Here is a 20637-nt window from a genome sequence, read left to right as displayed (position 1 = left end):
GGATCAAAGTTTTTACTGCGCCGCATCAATAGACTTGTTCACGTTATTTAACGACGACAAAAGAGGAAGTGAAATGAGCAAGCATGTAGCAGCAGTATTGGCAGCACTGGTTCTGGTGAGCGGCGCCGCTGCGGCGCAAGAAAGTCCGTGGCTGGTGCGCGCACGCGCCGTGCATCTGGATCCCGCCGACAAATCCGACCCGGTGGGCGGCATCGGCGCCAGCGACCGTATTAGCGTCAGCAGCAAGACCATCCCGGAACTGGACGTGTCCTATTTCTTCACCAAGAACATCGCGGCGGAACTGGTGCTGACCTATCCGCAAAAGCACGACGTGGCATTGGATGGCGCGAACATCGGCACCGTCAAGCACCTGCCGCCGACGCTGCTGGCGCAGTACCACTTCCTGCCTGATGCGAGCTTCCGTCCGTACGTGGGCGCGGGTGTGAACTACACCACCTTCTCAGGCAACAAGCTGCTGAACGGCGCGGCCAGCCTGGAGCACGACAGCGTCGGCCTCGCACTGCAAGCCGGCGCCGATGTGGCGATCGACAAGCACTGGTCGTTCAACATCGATGTGAAGAAAGTGCAGATCCGCAGCGATGTGCTGATCGGCGGCGCCAAGGTCAGCCGCGTGAAGATCGATCCGGTGCTGCTGGGCGTGGGCGTCGGCTACCGCTTCTGATCACACTGCAGAAAGGCGTTTCGCCAGTTGCTGCTCGCGGAACGCCGACGTCACATAATCGACAAAGGCGCGGGTCTTGGCTGGCATCAGTTTCTGACTGGTGTAGTACAACGACACCGCGCCCACGTTCACATGCCAATCAGGCAGCACGCGTACGAGCGCACCGCTTTGCAAATGGTGCGCCACATCGGGAAGCACCAGCAGGGCCACGCCCATCCCCAGCAAGGCGGCGCTGCATATGGCATCCGGATCATTGAGCAAGACACGCGGTCGTAACTCAGCTGCCACCTCGTCTCCTTGCCGGTTACGCAGCTCCCAAGGTTTAACACGGCCACTCTGCGGCGAGCGCATGGCAATCGCATCGAACGCGGCCAGCGCAGCCGGCTCTGTCGGCAGCTTGCGCCCCTTCAGGTATGCCGGCGACGCCACCACCACGCCATGCGCAGGGATCAGCTCCCTGGCCACCACGCCGGGCGACAGCTCAAAGCCGCCGCCGATCGCCGCATCGTAACCGCCAGCAATCAGGTCGACACGGCGATTCTCCACATGCAGGTCCAGCGTCAATGCAGGATAGCGCGCCAGAAACGCCGGCATTAGCGGCAGCACGTACTTACGGCCGAAGCGCGGCGCCACGCTGATCTTCAACACACCGGCTGGTTCGCCGGCTGTGGTGCTGGCCTGCGCGATGGCTTCCTGAATGCTGTCCAGTCCCGTTCCCACCGCTTGCAGGAAACGTTCGCCAGCCTCGGTCAACTTTAATCCGCGCGTGCTGCGCTGAAACAGACGCACGCCCAGATTGCGCTCAAGTTGCGCGACGTTGCGGCTGACCGCAGCCGGCGTCAACGCCAGGCGCCGCGCCGCCGCCGAGAAACTGGCCGATTCCGCGCTGCGCACGAAGGATTCGAGGTTGGACAGGGTTTCCATGACTCTCAACGTTTGCTTGAAACTGCTACCAGCAGTCTACCACTACCTGTATCAACTTGAGATCGCCATACTAGCCTCATCGCAAACCCATTTGAAAGGAACGCAGCATGAACAAGATCGCTATCATCGGCGCGGGCGCCATCGGCACTGCCATTGCACGCTTGCTGAGCAAAGCCGGCATTGCCGCCTCGATCGCCAACAGCCGCGGCCCCGAATCACTGGCGGCCCTGAGCCAGGAACTGGGCGTGACCCCGGTCAGCGTGGCAGAGGCGGCCAAGGCCGATATCGTTTTCCTCGCAGTGAACTGGGCTCGCCTGCCAGAAGCGGTGCGCGGACTGGGGCCGTGGAATGGCCGCATCGTGATCGATGCCAACAACGCGGTCGAAGTGCCGAGCTTCCGCGCGGTGGATCTGGACGGACGCGCTTCCAGCTCCGTGGTGGCCGACCTGCTGCCCGGTGCAAGCGTGGTCAAGGCGTTCAATCATCTGGGCGCTGCATTGCTGGGCAGCGACCCGCAATCAGATGGCGGGCGGCGGGTGTTGTTCTATTCGGGTGATGACCAGGACGCCAAAGCGCGCGTAGCCGAATTGATCGGGCAACTGGGCTTTGCCGGCATCGACCTCGGCACGCTGGATGGCGGTGGACGCCTGGCGCAATTCCCTGGCGGCCCGCTGCCCGTGCTGAATCTGGTGCGCATGGGTTAATATCGAGCAACGCGCGTGGGCCGCTATAATGTTACCAAATCGATAGCCCACTCTGGAAAGCCCCATGCGCAACGCCCTGATACTCCTCATGCCCTTGCTGCTGACCGCCTGCGTGGACGACTCCGCGTCGTACTACGCCGACGGGCCGGTGGGCAATCACGCGCTCACCATCCATCGGGCGCAGAAGCATTTCTGGAGCAGCGAGAGCCGGGTCGAGCTGATCATGCAGCGCCTGCCCGAATGCATCCGCCGCATCGAGCTGACCGAGATGCCGGCCGAGGATGTGGAAATCGAACTGCTGTCCGGTGGCGACAACGTCTGGACCCTGCGCGCCGGCCAGGAAGTGTGGCAGGTCGAAACGCAGACCTGCACCCAGTATCCCGATGTGAAAGGCGACGGCGGCGAACTGATGGGCGTGTTCCGCGCGGACGGCAACAAGTTCGTCTACGAAGCCGCCGTCATCGAAACCGTGCCCGCCGACGCCAAGTAAGTTAGCGCACCAGCGCCACCTGGCGCCCGGCCGGACGGGCGGCCGCCTGCTCGCCGCTCAGCTTGAAGCGCGCCACCAGCGAGGCCAGCATCGCCGCCTGTTCCTGCATGCTGCCCGCCGCTGCTGCGGCCTGCTCCACCAGCGCGGCATTCTGCTGCGTCACCGAATCCATCTCCGTGATGGCCATGTTGACGTGGCCGATGCCAGTGCTCTGCTCGCTCGATGCCTCGGTGATCGACGACATGATCTGGGTCACGCGCGAGACGCTGGCCACCACCTGGTCCATCGTCGTGCCGGCCTCCGCCACCAGCGCGCTGCCGGCGCCGATGCTGTCCACCGAGGCGTTGATCAATTCCTTGATTTCCTTGGCGGCAGCGGCCGAGCGCTGGGCCAAGTTGCGCACCTCCGACGCCACTACTGCGAAGCCACGGCCCTGCTCGCCGGCACGGGCTGCTTCCACTGCCGCGTTCAATGCCAGAATATTCGTCTGGAAGGCGATGCCATCGATCACGCTGATGATATCCACAATGCGGGTGGCCGAAGCGTTGATGGTTTCCATCGTCTGTACCACCTGCTTCACCACCTTGCCGCCGCGCTCGGCCACTTCCGAGGCCGACTGCACCAGTTGGTTGGCCTGCACCGCGTTGTCGGCGTTCTGGGTCACGGTCGAGGTCAGCTCTTCCATCGAGGCGGCGGTTTCTTCCAGCGAGCTGGCTTGCGACTCGGTGCGCGCCGACAAATCCATATTGCCGGAGGCGATCTCGCCCGATGCGGTGGCAATCGTCTCGGCACTGTTACGGATTTCGCCGATGGTCGTGGCCAGCCGCTGCTGCATGGTCTTCACCGAGTACAGGATGCTGCGCTGGTCGGACGAATGGGTATGCACCTCAAGGCTGAGATCGCCCTCGGCTATCTTCTGCGTAATCTCGCCCACATATTCCGGATCGCCGCCGATGGTGTGGCGCAGGTTCTTGTTGACCACGCTGACGATACCCGACAGCACCACGCACACCACGGCCAGCATGCCGGCCGACTTCAGCAGCGAGTTGCGGAAGGCGATGTCGATATCGTCGATATACACGCCGGTGGTCACGTCCCAGTTCCACGGTTCGAAGTGCGAGACGCGGCTCATTTTCGGGACCGGTTCGGTGGAGCCAGGGCGCGACCAGTAGTAATTGACGAAGCCGCCGCCGCCCGCCAAGGCGCCGGTGGCCGCGATCGCGCGGTAGACGTAGGTGCCCTTGGGATCCTTCAGCTCGGACAAGTCCTTGTTATTGTTTTCCGGCTTAATCGGGTGCATCAGCGACAGGGTGCCGGTGCTGATGGTGAAGTAGCCATCCTTGGCGTAGCGCAGGCCGCGAATCAGATCCATCGCCTGCTTTTGCGCCTCCTCCTTGGCAAGGGTGCCGGCGGCGGCCTTGTCGCCGTATTGCTTGAGGATGCTGATGGCGAGGTCGTCCATGTTCTGCAAATCGGCCTTGCGCTCTTCCATGCGCACGTTGCGGGTCTGGAAGGTTTCAAACACGAAGATCGCGGTGATACACAGCAGGCTGCAAATCAAGGGTACCCACAGCTTCTGCTGGAACGTCAATTTATTCATGGCAGTTGTCTCCTATTGACTTATAGCAACGAGGATACTGCCAAAGCCCAGCGGTGCGGTGTAAGAAATGTCATGCTGTGGTTTATGCGCAAATAAAGAAAAACGGGCGCCGCGTGGGGATCGCGGCGCCCGTTGAGCGGGGCTTGGAGCGGGCGCGCGGCTTAGTGCGCGGACTGGTCCTTGTTCTGCTTGGCGGCCAGTTGTTGGGCTTTCACTTGCGCCTGTTTCTGCTGGGTGGCCTGGTAGGCGATGTCCTGGTAGGCATCGTTGATATCCAGCAGACCAGCCTTGCGGGCGGCGATGGTTTCGGCGATCACCTGTTCGCGGGTCAGGGTGCTGGTGCCGGTATTGCTGCGGAAGGCCTGGTCGAAGGCGGCTTCGTTGGTGTCAGCGGCGAAAGTGCTGCCAGCGGCGATCAGCAGGGAGGCGGCGGCGAAGATGGCTTTGGCGTTCATTTTGATGCTCCTGAAGTGAGGTTCGATGGAGTCATCTTAGTATTAAAAAATACGATAAAAAAGCGCAAATATCAGCTCAAACCCATTCGATAATCCGATAAATTTCAAAGCCGCAATTCAGGGTCAGCTCTGTCATTCGGACAAATAATTCGCGTGTTGATATTTCTCAAACATCATACGCGCGTGTCCAAATGACAGAGCTGACCCTGAATTGGGGGGCGGAAATTAGAGGGCGGCGGCGAGGGCGCGGGGGAGGCTGGCCCGTTTCGGCGCCAGCTTTTGCAGTTGGCTCAGGTTGCGCTGCTGGTGGGCGTCGGCGCCGGCGGCTTGGACGTCGGCCAGCAGGCTTTGTGCCGCTTGCTCGATGCGGGCGCTGTCCTGCGGCACCAGGTCGATCAGGCTGCTCAGGTAGCTCACGCCCCACTGCAGGCGCGTCGCCGGGCCGGTCGAGGTTTGCCAGGCTTGGCCGTACCAGTCGAGCACGGCGGCGGTGTCGCTGCGGCGCTTGGCGCTGGCCGCCAGACTCAGCATGAAGTAGTACGGTGAGTGCGAACGCGGCAGTTCGGCCAGCAGCACTTGCTCGGCCTCGGCCGACAGGCCGGCGTCGTTGAGCGCGCTCACGGCGGTGTTGACCAGGGTGTGGCGTTCGTACGGATCGGTGGATTCGGCCAAGGCCTGTTCGACACGCTCGCGCACCACGTCCTGCAGGCCGTGCGACGGCGCCAGCAGGCGCGACATGCGCATTTGCAGGCGTACTGCCATCAAGCGGTCCGGCGCGCTCAGCCAGAAATCGTCGGCCCATTGGGCGGCGACGCTGCCCAGCGCAGCAGCCAGCTCTTCGCGCCGGCCCGCAATTTTGATGAGGCTGAGGCCGCTGTTGTTGAAGATGTCCAGGTTGGAGCGGGCCAGGCGCGCATCGGCCAGCACGGCCAGCAGCGCGGCGGCGTCGCCCGTGCCGGAAGCCAGTTGCGCGTGCAGGTGCAGGCGCGCGGCGGCGTCTGGATTGGCATGGTCGCCAGCCGATGCGGCGGCTACCAGTGCGGCCAAGGTGGGCGCCAGCGCGCGGTCGCCCAGCAGCTTGCCTTCGTCGGTGTCCCACGAATAGTGGCTGAGCAGCGACCATTCGGCGGCGCTCAGAGCGCGCGAGCCGGACAGGGCCGCTTCCAGCGCGGCGGCGGCCGATGAGCCGGCCTTGTGCACGCCCAGCGCGGTATCGAATGCGGCAACGAACAACTCGCCGTCGAGCTCGCACGGAAGGCGCGTGATTTCGCTGCCATCCGGCGCGAACAGCACCAGCGTCGGGTAGCTGCGCAGTTGGTATTGTGCGGCCAGCGCCTGCGCGCCGGCGCTGTCGCCATCAAGGTGGTAGCACAGCGCCGAGGCCGAGCGCGCCACGAATTCGTCGCGCGCAAAGATCTCGGATTTGACGCGGTTGCACGGCGGACACCACACGGCGCCCCAGTACAGGAACAGCGGACGCTGCTGCGCCCGCGACCATGCCTGCGCTTCGGCCAGGCTGCCGTCCAGCCATTCGATTGCCGCCATGTGGATCAGTCCCGGGCCAGCGCCAGGAATTCGGTGCGCATCGCCAGGTTGGGCTGCAGTTCGCCCAGCATGGCCGAGGTGACGGTCTCTTCGCCCGGCGTGCGGATGCCACGGCTTTCCATGCACAGGTGGCGGCATTTCACCACCACGCCCACGGCCTTCGGTTCCAGCACTTCCATCAGCGCGTTGGCGATTTGCATGGTCATGCGTTCCTGCACTTGCAGACGCTTGGCGAAGCAATCCACCAGGCGGGTCAGCTTGGACAGGCCGACGATCTTGCCGTTCGGGATGTAGCCGATGGTGGCTTTGCCGAAGAACGGCGCCAGGTGATGCTCGCAGTGGCTGTACACCGGGATGTTGCGCACCACGATGAATTCGTTGTACTGCTCGGCGCCGTCTTCAAACGCTTTCAGCAGGGTGACCGGATCCTGGTCGTAGCCCGAGGTCCAGTGCTTCCACGCCTTGGCCACGCGGGCCGGGGTTTCCAGCAGGCCAGGGCGGTCCGGATTTTCGCCGATGCTGGCGATCAGGCGGCGCCAGTCGTTTTCCGTAAATTCTTGAGACATGATGAAACACCTTTGTTTAAATTTGCCCGACAGTATATAGGACCTGCGCGGACCCTGCGCCCCTACCGCTTAGGCCGGTGGGCGTCGATCAGCCTGGCGGCGATCGATACCTTGACCGGCAGTTCCGGCCATTCATCGTCCACGCCGAACCAGCGCGCATCGGCAATTTCGCCCGGATCGACGCGGATCTCGCCGTCCAGGTAGTCGGCGGTGTAGGCAATCATCAACGAATGCGGGAACGGCCACGACTGGCTGCCGAAGTACTGCAGGTTATGCACCCGCAAGCCGACTTCCTCGAACACTTCGCGGTGGATGGCTTCCTCCACCGATTCGCCCGCTTCGAGGAAACCCGCCAGCGCCGTGTAGCGCTTGTACGGCGAGTTGGTGTGCATGGCCAGCAAGACCTGATCGCCCTTGCGCACCAGCACCATCATGGCCGGCGAGATGCGCGGATAGGCGCTGTGGCCGCAGTTCGGGCATTTGTAGCAACGCTCGCCTTCGAGCAACGCCAGCGGCGTGGCGCACGCGCCGCAAAAGCGATGGGTACGCGACCATTCGGCCAGCTGGTAGGCGCGGCCGGCCAGCCCGAGGAAGGCATCGTCCAGCACACCGAACAGCGAGCGCAGGCCGTGGTAGCCGAATTCCGCCCCCGGCAGCACCGCCTCGTCCAGCCACGCGGCCTGGTAGTAGCGCCCCTCCCACAGCCCGAGCGGGTGGATGCGCTCAGCCGCCAGTTTCAGCCCGGTCAGCTCGGCCGCAGCCGGCAAGCTCAAACTCGTGTTGTGCAAAAGCAACTCGCCACGATGGAACACAAATGTGAGCGTTTCGTCATGCTGGTGCGGGCGGATCAAGGGGGTAAATGTGGCGGGAGTTTGCAGCATGGCCGGAGAAATAAAGGATGAGCGCGGATCAATATCTTACAGTGTTTCCTGATTGCTTATTTTCCGCGCAAAAATGCCGATAAAAAGTAAAGGTGGAATCAACGCTAAGTCATTGTTTTCAGACCAAGATTTAAGGGATTTTTAGGGCTTTTCTCTCTGGATAAGCTCGTTTGGCGGTACTATATATTTCCGTCAGGAGAATATTCACATGCCATCATCAATACCCAGTTTCACCACCGAACTCATCGCCAGTCTGCAGAGTAATCAGATCGTCTTCTTGACGACTGCGGATATCGCATCGCTGTCGACTTACCAGATGACGGCATGGAGCACGGAACAACTGGGCTACTTCACCACCAAGCAACTGCGCGCGCTGTCCGTGCAGAACTTGCAGACGCTCACCACCAGCCAGCTCGGCTATGGTTTCAGCACGCAGCAAATCCAGGCGCTGACCAGCGCCCAGTTGAGCAACCTGACGACCGCCCAGCTGACCGCCGGCCTCATGAGCGATCAATTCGCCGCCCTGACCACTGCGCAACTGAATGCCCTGACGGCCAGCCAGTTCGCCCTGATTGAAACCGAAGACATCGCCGCCCTGCGCAGCGCACAAGTGGCCGCCATCGGCACCACCCTGCTGCGCGCGCTCAACAGCAGCCAGATCGTGGCGCTGCACTCCGACCAGTTCGTGGCGCTGCAAACCAGCCAGGTCGCCGCGCTGACCACGGCGCAAGTGGCCGCCATTGACACCGAAGACTTTGCCGCACTGAGCACCAGGCAGTTGAATGCGCTGGCGATCAGCCAGCTGAACGCCCTCAGCACCGACCACCTGGCCGCGCTGGGCACCTGGCAGACGGCCAGCCTGAGCACGGCACAGATCAACGCTCTGAGCACGGCGCAACTGGCGGCCATCGGCACCAGCGGCCTGTCGACCCTGAAGACGCGGCAAATCACCGCCCTCAGCACTGCCCAGTTTGCCTCGCTCACCAGCGACCAGATCATTGCGCTGGAAACGGCGCAAGCGCAAGCCCTGAGCACGCTGCAACTGAGCCAGATGTCGGCCACCCAGCTGGCCGCGATGGAAACCCAGGACCTGGTGGCGCTGCGCAGCCAGCAGCTGGGCGCACTCAGCACCAGCGCCACCGCTGCGCTGGGCACCGACCAGGTCGCCTCCATGACGACCGCCCAGATCGCCAGCCTGAACAGCGCCCAGCTGCGCAGCCTCGGCAGCGACCAGATTATCGCGCTGACCGCGGCCCAGGCTGCCGCGCTGACCAGCCTGCAAGTGCAAGCGCTGGGCAACAGCCAGCTGGCCGCCATCGAGACGGCCGACCTCGCCACGATGAAGGTGGCCCAGCTGAACGCTCTGAGCAGCGCCCAGCTGAACGCCCTCGGCAGCGACCAGATCGCCGCCCTCACCACGGCCCAGGCCGCCGGCCTGGCGACCGCGCACATTGCCGCCATGAGCACGGCGCAAATCGCGGCGCTGGAAACGCAGGATCTGGCCGCACTCAAAACCCAGCACATCGCTGCCCTCACCACGGCCCAGGTTGCCGCGCTGACCAGCGACCAGATCGTCGCGCTGAAAACCGCGCAAGCGGCCGCCCTGAGCTCGCAGCAATTGGCCGCGCTGAACAGCGACCAGGTCGCTGCACTGGAAACGCAAGACCTGGCCGCGCTGAAAACCAGCCAGATCAACGGCCTCGGCAGCGCCAGCATCGCGGTGCTGTCCAGCGACCAGGTCGCCGCGCTGAGCACCGCGCAAATCGCCGCCCTCGGCAGCAACCAGCTGTCGTCCCTGAACAGCGACCAGATCGCCAACCTGGGCACGGCGCAAGCGGCCTCCCTGACCACGCAGCAAATCGCCAGCCTGGGCAGCGCCCAAGTCGCCGCAATGGAAACCCGCGACCTGCGCGCCCTCAAGACCGCCCAGATCAGCGCCCTGACCACGGCGCAGATTGCCGCGCTGGGCACCGACCAGATCGCCGGCCTGGGCACGCAGCAAATCGCCGCCCTCACCACGCGCCAGTTCGTCACCCTCAGCACCGACCAGATCGTTGCGCTGGGCACCCAGCAAGTGGTGGCGCTGACCACGCTGCAACTGAGCCAGATGTCGGCCGCCCAGCTGGCCGCGATGGAGACCCAGGACTTTGCCGCCTTCCGCAGCCAGCAACTGGCGGCGCTCGGCACCGCCACCACCGCCGTATTGAGCACCAGCCAGCTGGCCGCGCTGAGCACCGCGCAAATCGCCGCCTTGCCGAGCGCCCAGGTGCGCGCGCTGAACACCGACCAGATCATCGCCCTCAGCACGGCGCAGGTCGCCGCGCTGACCAGCGGCCAGGTGCAAGCCCTGAGCAACAGCCAGCTGGCCGCGATGGAAACCGCCGATATCGCCGCGATGCGCACCGCGCAACTGGCGGCACTCAGCACCGCCCAGCTGGGCGCCCTCGATACCGACCAGATCGCCGCCCTGAGCACGGCGCAAGCGGCCGGCCTCGGCACGCAGCAGATTGCCGCCCTGAGCACGGCGCAACTGGCCGCCGTGGAAACCCAGGACCTGGCCGCGCTGCGCACCCAGCAAGTGGCCGCGATCAGCACCGCCGGCATCGCCGCGCTGAGCACCAGCCAGGTTGCCGCACTCGGTTCGGCACAGATCCGCGCCTTGCAAACGGCGCAGCAAGCCGCCCTGGGCAGCGACCAGATCGCCGTCCTCAGCAGCGCGCAAGCGGCCGGCCTCGGCACCCAGCACATTGCCGCCCTGTCGGCGTCGCAGGCGCAGGCCCTGAGCACCGACACCCTGGCCAGCCTGAAATCGCAGCAGATCGCCGCGCTCGACACAGCCGCCGTGGCGGCCCTGAGCAACGGCCAGATCGTCGCCCTCGGCACGGCGCAAGCCAATGCGCTGGACGCGCAGCAACTGGCGGCGCTGTCCACCGACCAGCTCAACGCCCTGGAAACGCAAGACCTGGCCGCGCTGCGCAGCAGCCAGCTGGGCGGCCTCGGCACCGCCAGCATCGCCGCCCTCGGCACCGCCCAGGTGGCGGCCCTGGCCAGCGCGCAAATCGCCGCGCTCACGACCAGGCAGCTGGGCGCGCTCGACGACAACCAGATCATCAGCCTGACCACCGCCCAGGCCGCCGCACTGACCACCCAGCAAATCGCCGGCCTGCGAACCGCCCAGGTGGCGGCGCTGGAAACGGTCGACCTGGCCGCCCTGCGCACCGCGCAGATCGCCGCCTTCAGCACCGCCCAGCTGGCGGCGCTGGGCACCGATCAGATCGGCGTCCTGAGCTCGCAGCAAGTGGCCGCGCTCACCACCCGCCAGGTGGCCGCGCTGTCGACCGACCAGATCCTGGCGATGCAAGCCTCGGCACTGGCCGCGCTGCAATCGCAGCAGGTGATCGCCCTGAACGGCAACACCATTGCCGCCCTCAGCACGGCGCAAGTCGCCTCCCTCAGCACCACGGTGTTGAGCGCCTTCACCAGCAGCCAGATCGTGCTGCTGAGCACGGACCAGATCGTGGCGCTGACCACGCTGCAAAGCATGGCCCTGACCACGCGCCAGCTCAACGCGCTGGCCACCGACCAGGTCAACGCCCTGCAAACGCAAGATCTGGCCGCCTTGAGCACGACCCAGGTCGCCGCCCTGAACAGCAACCAGATCGCCGCCCTCGACACCGACCACATCGTTGCCCTGCGCTCGCAGCAGGTGGCCGCACTGGGTACGGCACAAATCGCCAACCTGAGCACGGCGCAGCTGGCCGCGATGGAAACGCAAGACCTGGCCGCGCTGCGCACGCAACAGGCGCTGGCCCTGGGCAGCAACGCCATTGCCGCACTGACCACGGCGCAAGTATCGGCCTTGACCACCACCGTGCTGGCCACGCTGGCCACCGCGCAAATCGCCGCCCTCGGCACCGATCAGATCGTCGCGCTGGGCAGCGCCCAAAGCGCGGCGCTGACCACGCGCCAGATCAGCGCGCTGTCGACCGACCAGCTGGCCGCGCTGGAGACGCAAGACCTGGCCGCGCTGAAAACCAGCCAGATCGCCGCCCTCGGCAGCGCCCAAATCGCCGCGCTCACGACCGACCAGGCTGCTGCATTGGGATCGCAGCAAGTGGCCGCGCTCGGCTCGCAACAGCTGGCCGCCTTGAGCGGCGCGCAGCTGGTCACCATGTCCAGCGCCGACCTGGCCGCGCTGCAATCGAAACACGTGGGCGCGCTGGCCACCAGCGCCATTGCCGCCCTGACCACCGCGCAAATCGCCACCCTGACCACCACCGTGCTGGCCGCGCTGGGCACCAGCCAGGCCGCCGCCCTGACCACCGACCAGATCGTGGCGCTGAGCACCGCGCACCTGGTGGCGATGGGCACGGCCAACCTGGCCGCGCTGTCCACCGACCAGGTGAACGCGCTGGAAAGCCGCGACTTTGCGGCGCTGAAAACCAGCCAGCTGGTGGCCCTGACCTCGGACCAGATCGGCGCGCTGAACACCAGCCTGATCGTCGCCCTCACCACCGCCCAGGCCGGCGCGCTGACGCTGGCGCAACTGAACGCGCTGTCCACCGAGCAGCTGGCCGCGATGGAAACCCAGGACTTTGCCGCGCTCAAGACCAGCCAGCTGCTGGGCCTGGGCACCAAGGGCATTGCCACGCTGTCGCCGGCCCAGGTGGCGGCGCTGAACACCACCCAAATTTCGCAGCTGAACTCGGACCAGATCCAGGTCCTCAGCAGCGCCCAGCTGGCCGCGCTGACCACGGCGCAAACCGGCGCCCTGACCACCGCCCAGATCGGCTACTTGCTGACCAGCCAGGTGGCGGCGCTGACCACCGCCGACTGGGCCGCGCTGAAAACCAGCCAGCTCAACGCCCTGAGCAGCAGCCAGGTCGCCGCTGTCACCACGGCGCAAATCGTGGCGCTGAGCTCGCAGCAAGCGGCCGCGCTGTCGACCCGCCAGCTGGCGGCGCTGTCGACCGACCAGCTGAACGCCCTGGAAACGCAAGACCTGGCCGCGCTGACCTCGGCCCAGATCAGCGCCCTGACCACCGCCGCCATCGCCGCGCTCGACCTGGGCCAACTGGCCGCCCTGAAAACCCAGCAAACCGCCGCCCTCAACAGCGGCCAGTTGCAGGCGCTCGGTACCGCGCAAATCGCCGCCCTGAGCACGCTGCAAGCGTCGACCCTGGGCACGGCGCAAATTGCGGTGCTGACCAGCGACCAGATCCAGGCACTTGAAACCGCCGACCTGGCCGCGCTGAAAACCGCGCAGGTCGCCGCCCTCGGTACCGACCAGGTAGCGCAACTGAGCACCAGCCAGATCGTCGCGCTGCAATCGCAGCAAGTGGCCGCGCTCGGCAGCCGCCAGCTGAACGCGTTCACCAGCGACCAGATCGTTGCCCTCGAAACGCGCGACCTCGGCGCGCTGACCACGCAGCAAATGAGCGGCCTCGGCACCAGCCTGCTGGCCACCCTGACCACCGCCCAGCTGCAATCGCTGGGCACGGCGCAAGTCGCCGCGCTCAGCAGCAACCAGCTGCGCGCGCTGGAGACCGCCCAGATCGCCGCCCTGAGCACGCTGCAAGCGGCCAACCTCAGCACCAGCCATGTGGCGGCGCTGACCAGCGACCAGTTGCAGGCGCTGGAAACGGCCGATATCGCGGCATTGAAAACCGCGCAGCTGGCAGCGCTGTCCACCGCCCAGATCCAGTTGCTGAACAATGCGCAAATCGTGGCGCTGGGCACGCAGCAAGTGGCCAGCCTGAGCACGCGCCAGCTGGCCGCGCTGACCAGCGCGCAGATCGTGGCGCTGGAAACCCGCGACCTGGTTGCGCTCGGCACGGCCCAGATGGCCGGCCTCGGCAGCGATGACTTGAATGCCCTGACCAGCGACCAGGTCGGCGCCCTGAGCAGCGCCCAGTTGAACGCCCTCAGCAGCGCGCAACTGCAAGCCCTGGCCACCGCCCAGGTCGCCCTGTTGAGCACGGCGCAAGCGAGCAACCTCGGCACCAGCCAGATCCAGCAACTGAGCAGCGACCAGCTGGTCGCCCTCGGCACCGACACCCTGGCCGTGCTGAAAACCCAGCAGATCGCCGCACTGAAAACCAGCCAGATCGCAGCGCTGGACGATGCCCAGATCGCGGCCCTGAGCACGCTGCAGGTGAGCAACCTGAGCGCCCAGCAACTGGCCGCGCTCGGCACCGGCCAGCTCAATGCGCTGGAAAGCCAGGACTTGCGCGCGCTGCGCACGGCGCAGATCGCCGCACTGGGCACCAGCCAGCTCGCCGGCCTCAGCACCGCACAGGCGGCCGCCCTGAGCACGCTGCAGATCAGCAATCTCAGCAACGCGCAATTGCAGGCCTTCGGCAGCGACCAGCTGCAAGCGTTCGACACGGCCGACATCGTGGCGCTGAAAACGGCGCAAGTGGCCGCGCTCGGCAGCGACCAACTGAACGCCCTGCGCAGCGAGCAGTTCCAGGCGCTCGGCACGGCACAACTCAACGCCCTGGGCATCAGCCTGTTCATGACGGTGGACGGCGCCCACATCGCCGCCCTCAGCACGCTGCAAGCGAGCAATCTGTCGGCCAACCTGCTGCAGGCCATGACCTCGTCACAGCTGGCAGCGCTGGAAACGCAAGCCCTGGCGGCGCTGAAGACCTCGCAGCTGAACAGCCTGCGCACCAGCCAGATCGTGCAGCTCGACAGCAGCCAGATCGCCGGCCTGAGCACGCTGCAAATGTCGTGGCTGGCCACCCAGCACGTGGCCTCGCTGGGCACGGCGCAAATCCAGGCGCTGGAAACCCAGGACCTGGCCGCCCTGCGCACCTGGCACACCATCGCGCTCAATAGCGACCAGCTGGAAGCCATCACCACCGCCCAGCTGCAAGCGATGAACACGGCCCAGCTCTCGACGCTGACCACCACCCAGTTCCAGGCGCTGCTGACGACGCAGATCGCCGCCTTGAGCACGCAACAGGTCAGCACCCTGGCCACGGCCCAGATCACCAGCCTCGGCAACGGCCAGCTGGCCGCGCTCAGTACCAATGACATGGCGGCGCTGAAATCGGCCCAGGTGCAGGCGCTGCGCACCGCGCAGGTCACGCTGCTGAGTACCGACCAGGTGTTTGCCCTGACCAGCAACCAGGTGGCGGCCCTGAGCACCAGCCAGCTGTCCGCCTTGAGTTCGGACCAGGTGGCGGTGCTGGGCACCGAAGATTTTGCCGCCCTGAGCGCCGCCCAGCTGGCCGCGCTGGGCTCCTTGAGCAACCTCAGCACCGACCAGATCCAGGCCCTCACCACGGCCCAGATCGCCGGCCTGACCACCGCCCAGGTGGCGCAGCTGAACACGGACCAGATCATCGCCCTGACCACCCGCCAGATCGGCGCCCTCAGCAATGCCGGCGTCGCCGTGTTGAGCAGCGACCAGCTGCACGCGCTGGAACTGGACGACCTGGCGGCCATGAAGACCGCGCAGATCACCAGCCTCGGCACGGCCCAGGTGGCGCAGCTCAGCACCGACCAGATCGCCGCCCTGACCAGCCAGCAATTCGGCAGTCTGCTGACCTCGCAAGTGATGGCACTCGGCACGGCCCAGGTGCAAGCACTGCCGGACGCCGACATGGTGGCGCTGAAAACCGCGCAAGTCAGCGTGCTCAATAGCGACCAGATCGCGGTGCTGTCCTATACCCAGCTGCTGGCCCTGTCCGGCACCCAGCTGAACGCGTTCGGCAGCGCGCAAATCCAGGCGCTGAACACCGACCAGATCATCGGCCTGAGCAGCCAGCAGTACGCGGTGCTCGGCACGGCGCAGGTGGCCGCCCTCAGCACCACCCAGCTGGGCGTGATTGAGCTGGAAGACCTGGCCGCGCTGAAAACCCTGCAAGTGTCCATCCTCAGCACCAACCAGATCCAGGCGCTGGCGGCGGACCGCATTGCCGCCCTGACCACCGGGCAAGTGCAAGCGCTGACCAGCAACCAGCTGGCGGCCCTGACCACGCTGCAAATCCAGGCGCTGGAAACGGCCGACCTGGCCGTGCTGAAATCGGCCCAGCTGCAAACCTTGAGCGGCACCCAGCTCAACGCACTGCTGTTCGACCAGGTGCAAGGCCTGGGCAGCGCCCAGCTCAACGCCCTGACCAGCGCGCAGTTCCGCGCCCTCGGCAGCGATCAGATCATTGCCCTCAGCACCAGCCAGGCCAGCCTGCTGGCCAGCGCCCAGCTTGCCGTGCTCACCTCGGACCAGCTGGCCGCGCTGGAACTGGAAGACCTGGCCGTGCTGAGCAGCGGCCAGATCGCGGCGCTGACCACGCAGCAAATCAGCCAGCTCGACCTGGCCCACGTCAGCGGGCTGACCACGGCGCAAGCCGCCGCGCTGGCCACGGCCCAGCTGGCCGCGCTGTCGACCACCCAGTTCCAGGCGCTGGAAACCGCCGACCTGGCGGCGCTGACCACGCTGCAGATCAGCACCCTGGGCACCAGCCAGCTGGTATCGCTGACGCTGGACCAATTGCAAAACCTCGGCACCGGCCAGATCGATGCCCTGAGCTCGGCGCAAGCAGCGTCGCTGACCACCGACCAGATCGCCGCACTGACGCTGACCCAGGTGGACAACCTCGGCACCCGCCAGCTGGGCGCCCTGAGCAGCGACCAGATTGCCGCCATCAGCACCGACAACTTCGCCACCCTGTCGAGCAACCAGATCGGCGCGCTCAACGCGGCGCAGTTCGGCGCCATCACCACCGACCAGATGGTGGCCCTGAGCAGCGACCAGGCCGTCGGCCTGAGCACCGCGCAAATCGCCGCCCTCAGCAGCGACCAGCTCGACGCGCTGGAGACGGCCGACTTCGTGGTGCTGCGCACCGCGCAGATCGCCGCCATCGGCGCCGCCAACGTCTCGGCGCTGACCACCGACCTGGTCAGCGTGCTGACCACGGCACAGTTTGCCGCCCTCGGCAGCGACCAGGTGGCCGCCTTGCAAACCGACCAGATCGTGGCGCTGACCACGGCCCAGGTGGTGACCCTGAGTTCGGCACAAATCGCCGCCCTCAGCGCCGACCAGATCGGCGCGCTGGCCACCGAAGACTTCCTGGCCCTGCGCAGCGCCCAGCTGGCCGCCTTCAACAGCGACCAGTTCGCGGCCCTGACCAGCGACCAGCTCAACGCGCTGTCGACCAGCGCCTTCACCGCCCTCAGCACTGCCGTGCTGGCGGCCCTGACCACCACCCAGCTGGCGCAGCTGCGCACGGCGCAAATCAGCGCCATGACCACGGCCCAGACGGTGTCGCTGAACACCGACCAGCTGGCAGCGCTGACCACCGACCAGTTTGGCGTCCTCAGCACCAACGCCATCCGCGCCTTGACGTCGGACCAGTTCAGCGCCCTGATCACCGACCAGATCGTGGCCCTGGCGACGCAGCAAGTGCGCGCCCTGGGCAGCGTGCAACTGGCCGGCCTCAACACCGACCAGGTGGCCGCGCTGGAAACGCGCGACCTGGCGGCGCTGACCACCAGCCAGCTCAACCTGTTCAATACCGACCAGTTGCAGGCGCTGTTGACCGACCAGGTCGCCAGCCTGTCGACCGCCCAGCTCAGCACCCTGAGCACCGACCAGCTCAGCGCCGGCCTGAACACCGACCAGATCGTCGCCCTGACCACACTGCAAGCGGCCACGCTGGCCACGCGGCAGGTGGCGGCGCTGACCACCGACCAGGTGGTGGCGCTGGCGACGGCCGACCTGGCGTCGTTCACCACGCGCCAGATGGTGGCCCTGACCAGCGACCAGATCAATGTGCTCGGCAGCGACCAGCTGAACAGCCTGACCACCACCGAACTGGCGGCCCTGACCACCAGCCAGCTGCTCAGCGGCCTCAACACCGACCAGCTGGCGGCGCTGGCCACCGCGCAACTGAACGCGCTGACCACCAGCCAGCTGGTGTACGGCATCAGCAGCGACGCCATCAGCGCCCTCACGACGGACCAGGTCGCATCGCTGCGCACCGCGCAAGCGGCCAGCCTGGCCACCGCCCAGGTGCAGGCGCTGACCACCGACCAGATTGTTGCCCTGAGCACCCAGCAGGCCGCCACGCTGAGCACCCAGCAAGTGACCTCGCTCACCACCGACCAGGTGGTGGCGCTGGAAACGGCTGACCTGTCCTCGTTCACCACGCGCCAGATGGTGGCGCTGAACAGCGACCAGATCGGCGTCCTTGGCAGCGACCAGCTGAACAGCCTGACCACCACCGAACTGGCGGCCCTGACCACCAGCCAGCTCAGCAACGGCCTGACCACCGACCAGCTGGCCGCGCTGGACGGCACCCACATCAGCGCGCTGACCACCAGCCAGCTGGCCTACGGCGTCGGCGTGACCAACATCGTGGCCCTGACCAGCGACCAGATCGGCGCGCTGCGCACGGCGCAAACCGCCACCCTGACCACGCTGCAGATCCAGGCCCTGCTCACCGACCAGATTGTGGCGCTGGGCACGGCGCAAGCGTCCACCCTCGGCACCCAGCAAATCGCGGCCCTGACCGTGGACCAGGTGGCGGCGCTGGAAACGGTGGACCTGAACGCGCTGGCGACACGCCAGATCGCCGCCCTGCAAGCGGCGCAAGTCGGCGCGCTCGGCAGCGACCAGCTGAACGCCCTCAGCACCACCCAGCTGCTGGCCTTCGGCACCAGCCAGCTGCTCAACGGCCTCGGCACCGCGCAAGTGGCGGCGCTGGACACCGCCCAGATCACCGCGCTGGGCACGCAGCAGCTGGCCTACGGCTTCAGCATCGACCAGCTGAACGCCCTGACCAGCGACCAGATCCAGGCGCTGCGCACGGCCCAGATCGCCGGGCTGAGCACCATCCAGGCCAGCGGCCTGAGCACCGACCAGATCGCGGCCCTGAACGTGGCCCAGATGACCGGCCTGAACACCGCGCAAATGGCGGTGCTGACGGCCGACCAGCTGGCCACCCTGAGCACGGCGCAAATTGCCGCCATCGATACGCAAGACATGGCCGCGCTGAGCGCCGGCCAGTTCATCGGCCTCAGCACCGACCAGACCGTGGCGCTGACCACGGCGCAGGTCCGCGGCCTGAAAACCGCGCAGATCAACGCCATCGACGGCACCCAGATCAGCGTCTTCACTAGCGACCAATTGCAGGCGCTCAGTACCCAGCAAGCGGCGGCCCTGAGCGTGAACGCCGTGCTGGGCCTGTCGACCGCGCAAATCGACGTGCTGACCACGGCCGCCGTGGCGGCGCTGGGCACGCTGCCGCTGTCGAGCATGGACGTGAGCCAGCTGCCGGGCCTGAACACCAGCCAGGTGCAGGCGCTGACCAGCGCCCAGCTCGGCGCGATGACGGCCGACCAGCTCTTCGCCTTCAGCACCAGCCAGATCGCCGCCCTGCGCACCACCCAGATCGGCTACCTGAACACCACCCAGCTGGCGGCCCTGTCCAACACCCAGGTGCAGGCGCTGACGACCGACCAGATCGCCTCGATCAAGCTGAGCCAGATCACCGCGCTGACCGTCGACCAGATGGGCGTGCTCGGCGCCAGCCAGTTGCAGGCGCTGACCACGGCGCAAATCCAGACCCTGTCGATCACCCAGCTGACCGCGCTGACCACGCCGCAGGCGGGCTACTTCAGCACCACCCAGATGGCGGCGCTGAAAAACTCGCAGATCGGCGCGCTCGACGCGACCCAGATCTACGGCTTCAGCACCAGCCAGCTGGGCGCCTGGAGCACCAGCCAGCTGGGCGCGCTGACCAACGCCCAGATCGGCTACCTGTCGACCGACCAGATTGCCGGCCTGAGCACGGCCCAGGTGGCGGGCCTGAAGACCAGCCAGCTGATCGTCTTCACCGACGCCCAGCTGCAAGCGTTCACCACCGACCAGACCCCGGCGCTGGCGGTGGCCGGCCTCAGCGCGCTGAGCCTGGCCCAGGCCAACGCCTTCAGCGTGGCCCAGGTGGCAGTGATGTCGGTCACCCAGACGATGGCCTTCAACGGCGCGTCGACCAATTACGCCACGCCGCTGATCCTCGACCTGGACGGCAACGGCGTGCAAACGCTGGGCAAGGACGCCGGCGTGCGCTTCGACATCCGGGGCGCCGGCCAGGCGGTGGCCACCGGCTGGGTCGACCAGCACGACGGCCTGCTGGCCCTGGACCGCAACGGCGACGGCGTCATCAACGACGGCAGCGAGCTGTTCGGCAGCGCCACGCGCCTGGCCGACGGCAGCACGGCGGCCGACGGCTACACCGCGCTGCAGGCGCTGGACAGCAACGGCGACGGCCAGATCAGCAGCGCCGACCGCGCCTACAGCGCGCTGCGCGTGTGGGTCGACAGCAACTCGGACGGCGTCAGCCAGGACGGCGAGCTGCACACCCTGGCGCAGCTGCAGATCGCCACGATCAGCACCGGGGCCAGCGGCAGCCAGTGGCAGCAGAACGGCAACCTGGTCGGCCTGGTGTCGGACTACACCCGCACCGACGGCAGCCACCACCAGAGCGCCGACGTCTGGTTCCGCGCCGACACGCCAGCCGCAGCAGCGCCCCTGCAGCAACAGGTCAGCAGCCTGAGCAATGCGCTTTCCGGCTATGCGACGGCCGCCGCCGGTGCGGCGCCGGCGCCACGGCCGGAGCTGCTTGCTGCAAGCGGACTCGGCGACGCCCTGCGGCAATACCACGCCGCCCAGGGCTTGACCGACCATGCCGCGCCGATCGACGCCAAAGCCGCCGTCGAGCAGCACAGCAACAGCTGGTTCAGCGTGCCCAAGCGCTGAACCCCGCCCCGCCCGCTGCCC

Annotated in this window: 10 protein-coding genes; 4 read left to right on the top strand and 6 right to left on the bottom strand. The window is 66.5% G+C overall.

The window, feature by feature from the left end; genetic code table 11:
• The first annotated feature begins 73 nt into the window (after window positions 1–73).
• Window positions 74–682 (top strand): OmpW/AlkL family protein, encoded by a 609-nt coding sequence (locus BMZ70_RS26600; RefSeq protein WP_092281268.1) that lies wholly within the window; start codon window positions 74–76, stop codon window positions 680–682.
• Here BMZ70_RS26600 and BMZ70_RS26595 read toward each other — a convergent pair whose 3' ends face one another.
• Window positions 683–1606 carry a LysR family transcriptional regulator gene (locus BMZ70_RS26595; RefSeq protein ID WP_092281266.1) on the bottom strand — a complete coding sequence of 308 codons (924 nt, stop codon included), beginning with the start codon at window positions 1604–1606 and terminating at the stop codon, window positions 683–685. It abuts the gene before it with no gap.
• Between the two features lie 107 nt (window positions 1607–1713).
• On the opposite strand from BMZ70_RS26595, the gene BMZ70_RS26590 reads away from it, so the two are divergent.
• On the top strand, window positions 1714–2310 hold the full coding sequence (locus BMZ70_RS26590) for an NADPH-dependent F420 reductase (protein ID WP_092281264.1): 597 nt from the start codon (window positions 1714–1716) through the stop codon (window positions 2308–2310).
• 64 nt (window positions 2311–2374) lie between these two features.
• Window positions 2375–2800 carry a hypothetical protein gene (locus BMZ70_RS26585; RefSeq protein WP_092281262.1) on the top strand — a complete coding sequence of 142 codons (426 nt, stop codon included), beginning with the start codon at window positions 2375–2377 and terminating at the stop codon, window positions 2798–2800.
• 1 nt (window position 2801) lies between these two features.
• Here BMZ70_RS26585 and BMZ70_RS26580 read toward each other — a convergent pair whose 3' ends face one another.
• From BMZ70_RS26580 to nudC, 5 genes are all read right to left on the bottom strand, one after another.
• The gene (locus BMZ70_RS26580) at window positions 2802–4400 is read right to left on the bottom strand and encodes a methyl-accepting chemotaxis protein (RefSeq protein ID WP_092281260.1); all 1599 of its coding nucleotides are present in this window, start codon (window positions 4398–4400) and stop codon (window positions 2802–2804) included.
• Window positions 4401–4561: 161 nt separating this feature from the next.
• Window positions 4562–4855, bottom strand: a complete 294-nt coding sequence (locus tag BMZ70_RS26575; RefSeq protein ID WP_092281258.1) for a DUF4148 domain-containing protein — start codon at window positions 4853–4855, stop codon at window positions 4562–4564.
• Window positions 4856–5080: 225 nt separating this feature from the next.
• Window positions 5081–6400: a thioredoxin family protein gene (locus tag BMZ70_RS26570; RefSeq protein WP_092281256.1), complete on the bottom strand. Its 1320-nt coding sequence runs from the start codon at window positions 6398–6400 to the stop codon at window positions 5081–5083.
• 5 nt (window positions 6401–6405) lie between these two features.
• Window positions 6406–6966, bottom strand: a complete 561-nt coding sequence (gene folE, locus BMZ70_RS26565; protein WP_092281254.1) for a GTP cyclohydrolase I FolE — start codon at window positions 6964–6966, stop codon at window positions 6406–6408.
• Between the two features lie 62 nt (window positions 6967–7028).
• On the bottom strand, window positions 7029–7847 hold the full coding sequence (nudC, locus tag BMZ70_RS26560; protein WP_092281252.1) for an NAD(+) diphosphatase: 819 nt from the start codon (window positions 7845–7847) through the stop codon (window positions 7029–7031).
• Window positions 7848–8055: 208 nt separating this feature from the next.
• Here nudC and BMZ70_RS26555 point away from each other — a divergent pair, with 208 nt between their 5' ends.
• Window positions 8056–20616, top strand: a complete 12561-nt coding sequence (locus BMZ70_RS26555; RefSeq protein ID WP_092281250.1) for a hypothetical protein — start codon at window positions 8056–8058, stop codon at window positions 20614–20616.
• Window positions 20617–20637: the final 21 nt, after the last annotated feature.

The organism is Duganella sp. CF402 (assembly GCF_900109645.1).
In the GTDB taxonomy this organism is placed as follows: Bacteria; Pseudomonadota; Gammaproteobacteria; order Burkholderiales; family Burkholderiaceae_D; genus Rugamonas.
This window is presented reverse-complemented; position numbering and strand designations above follow the sequence as displayed.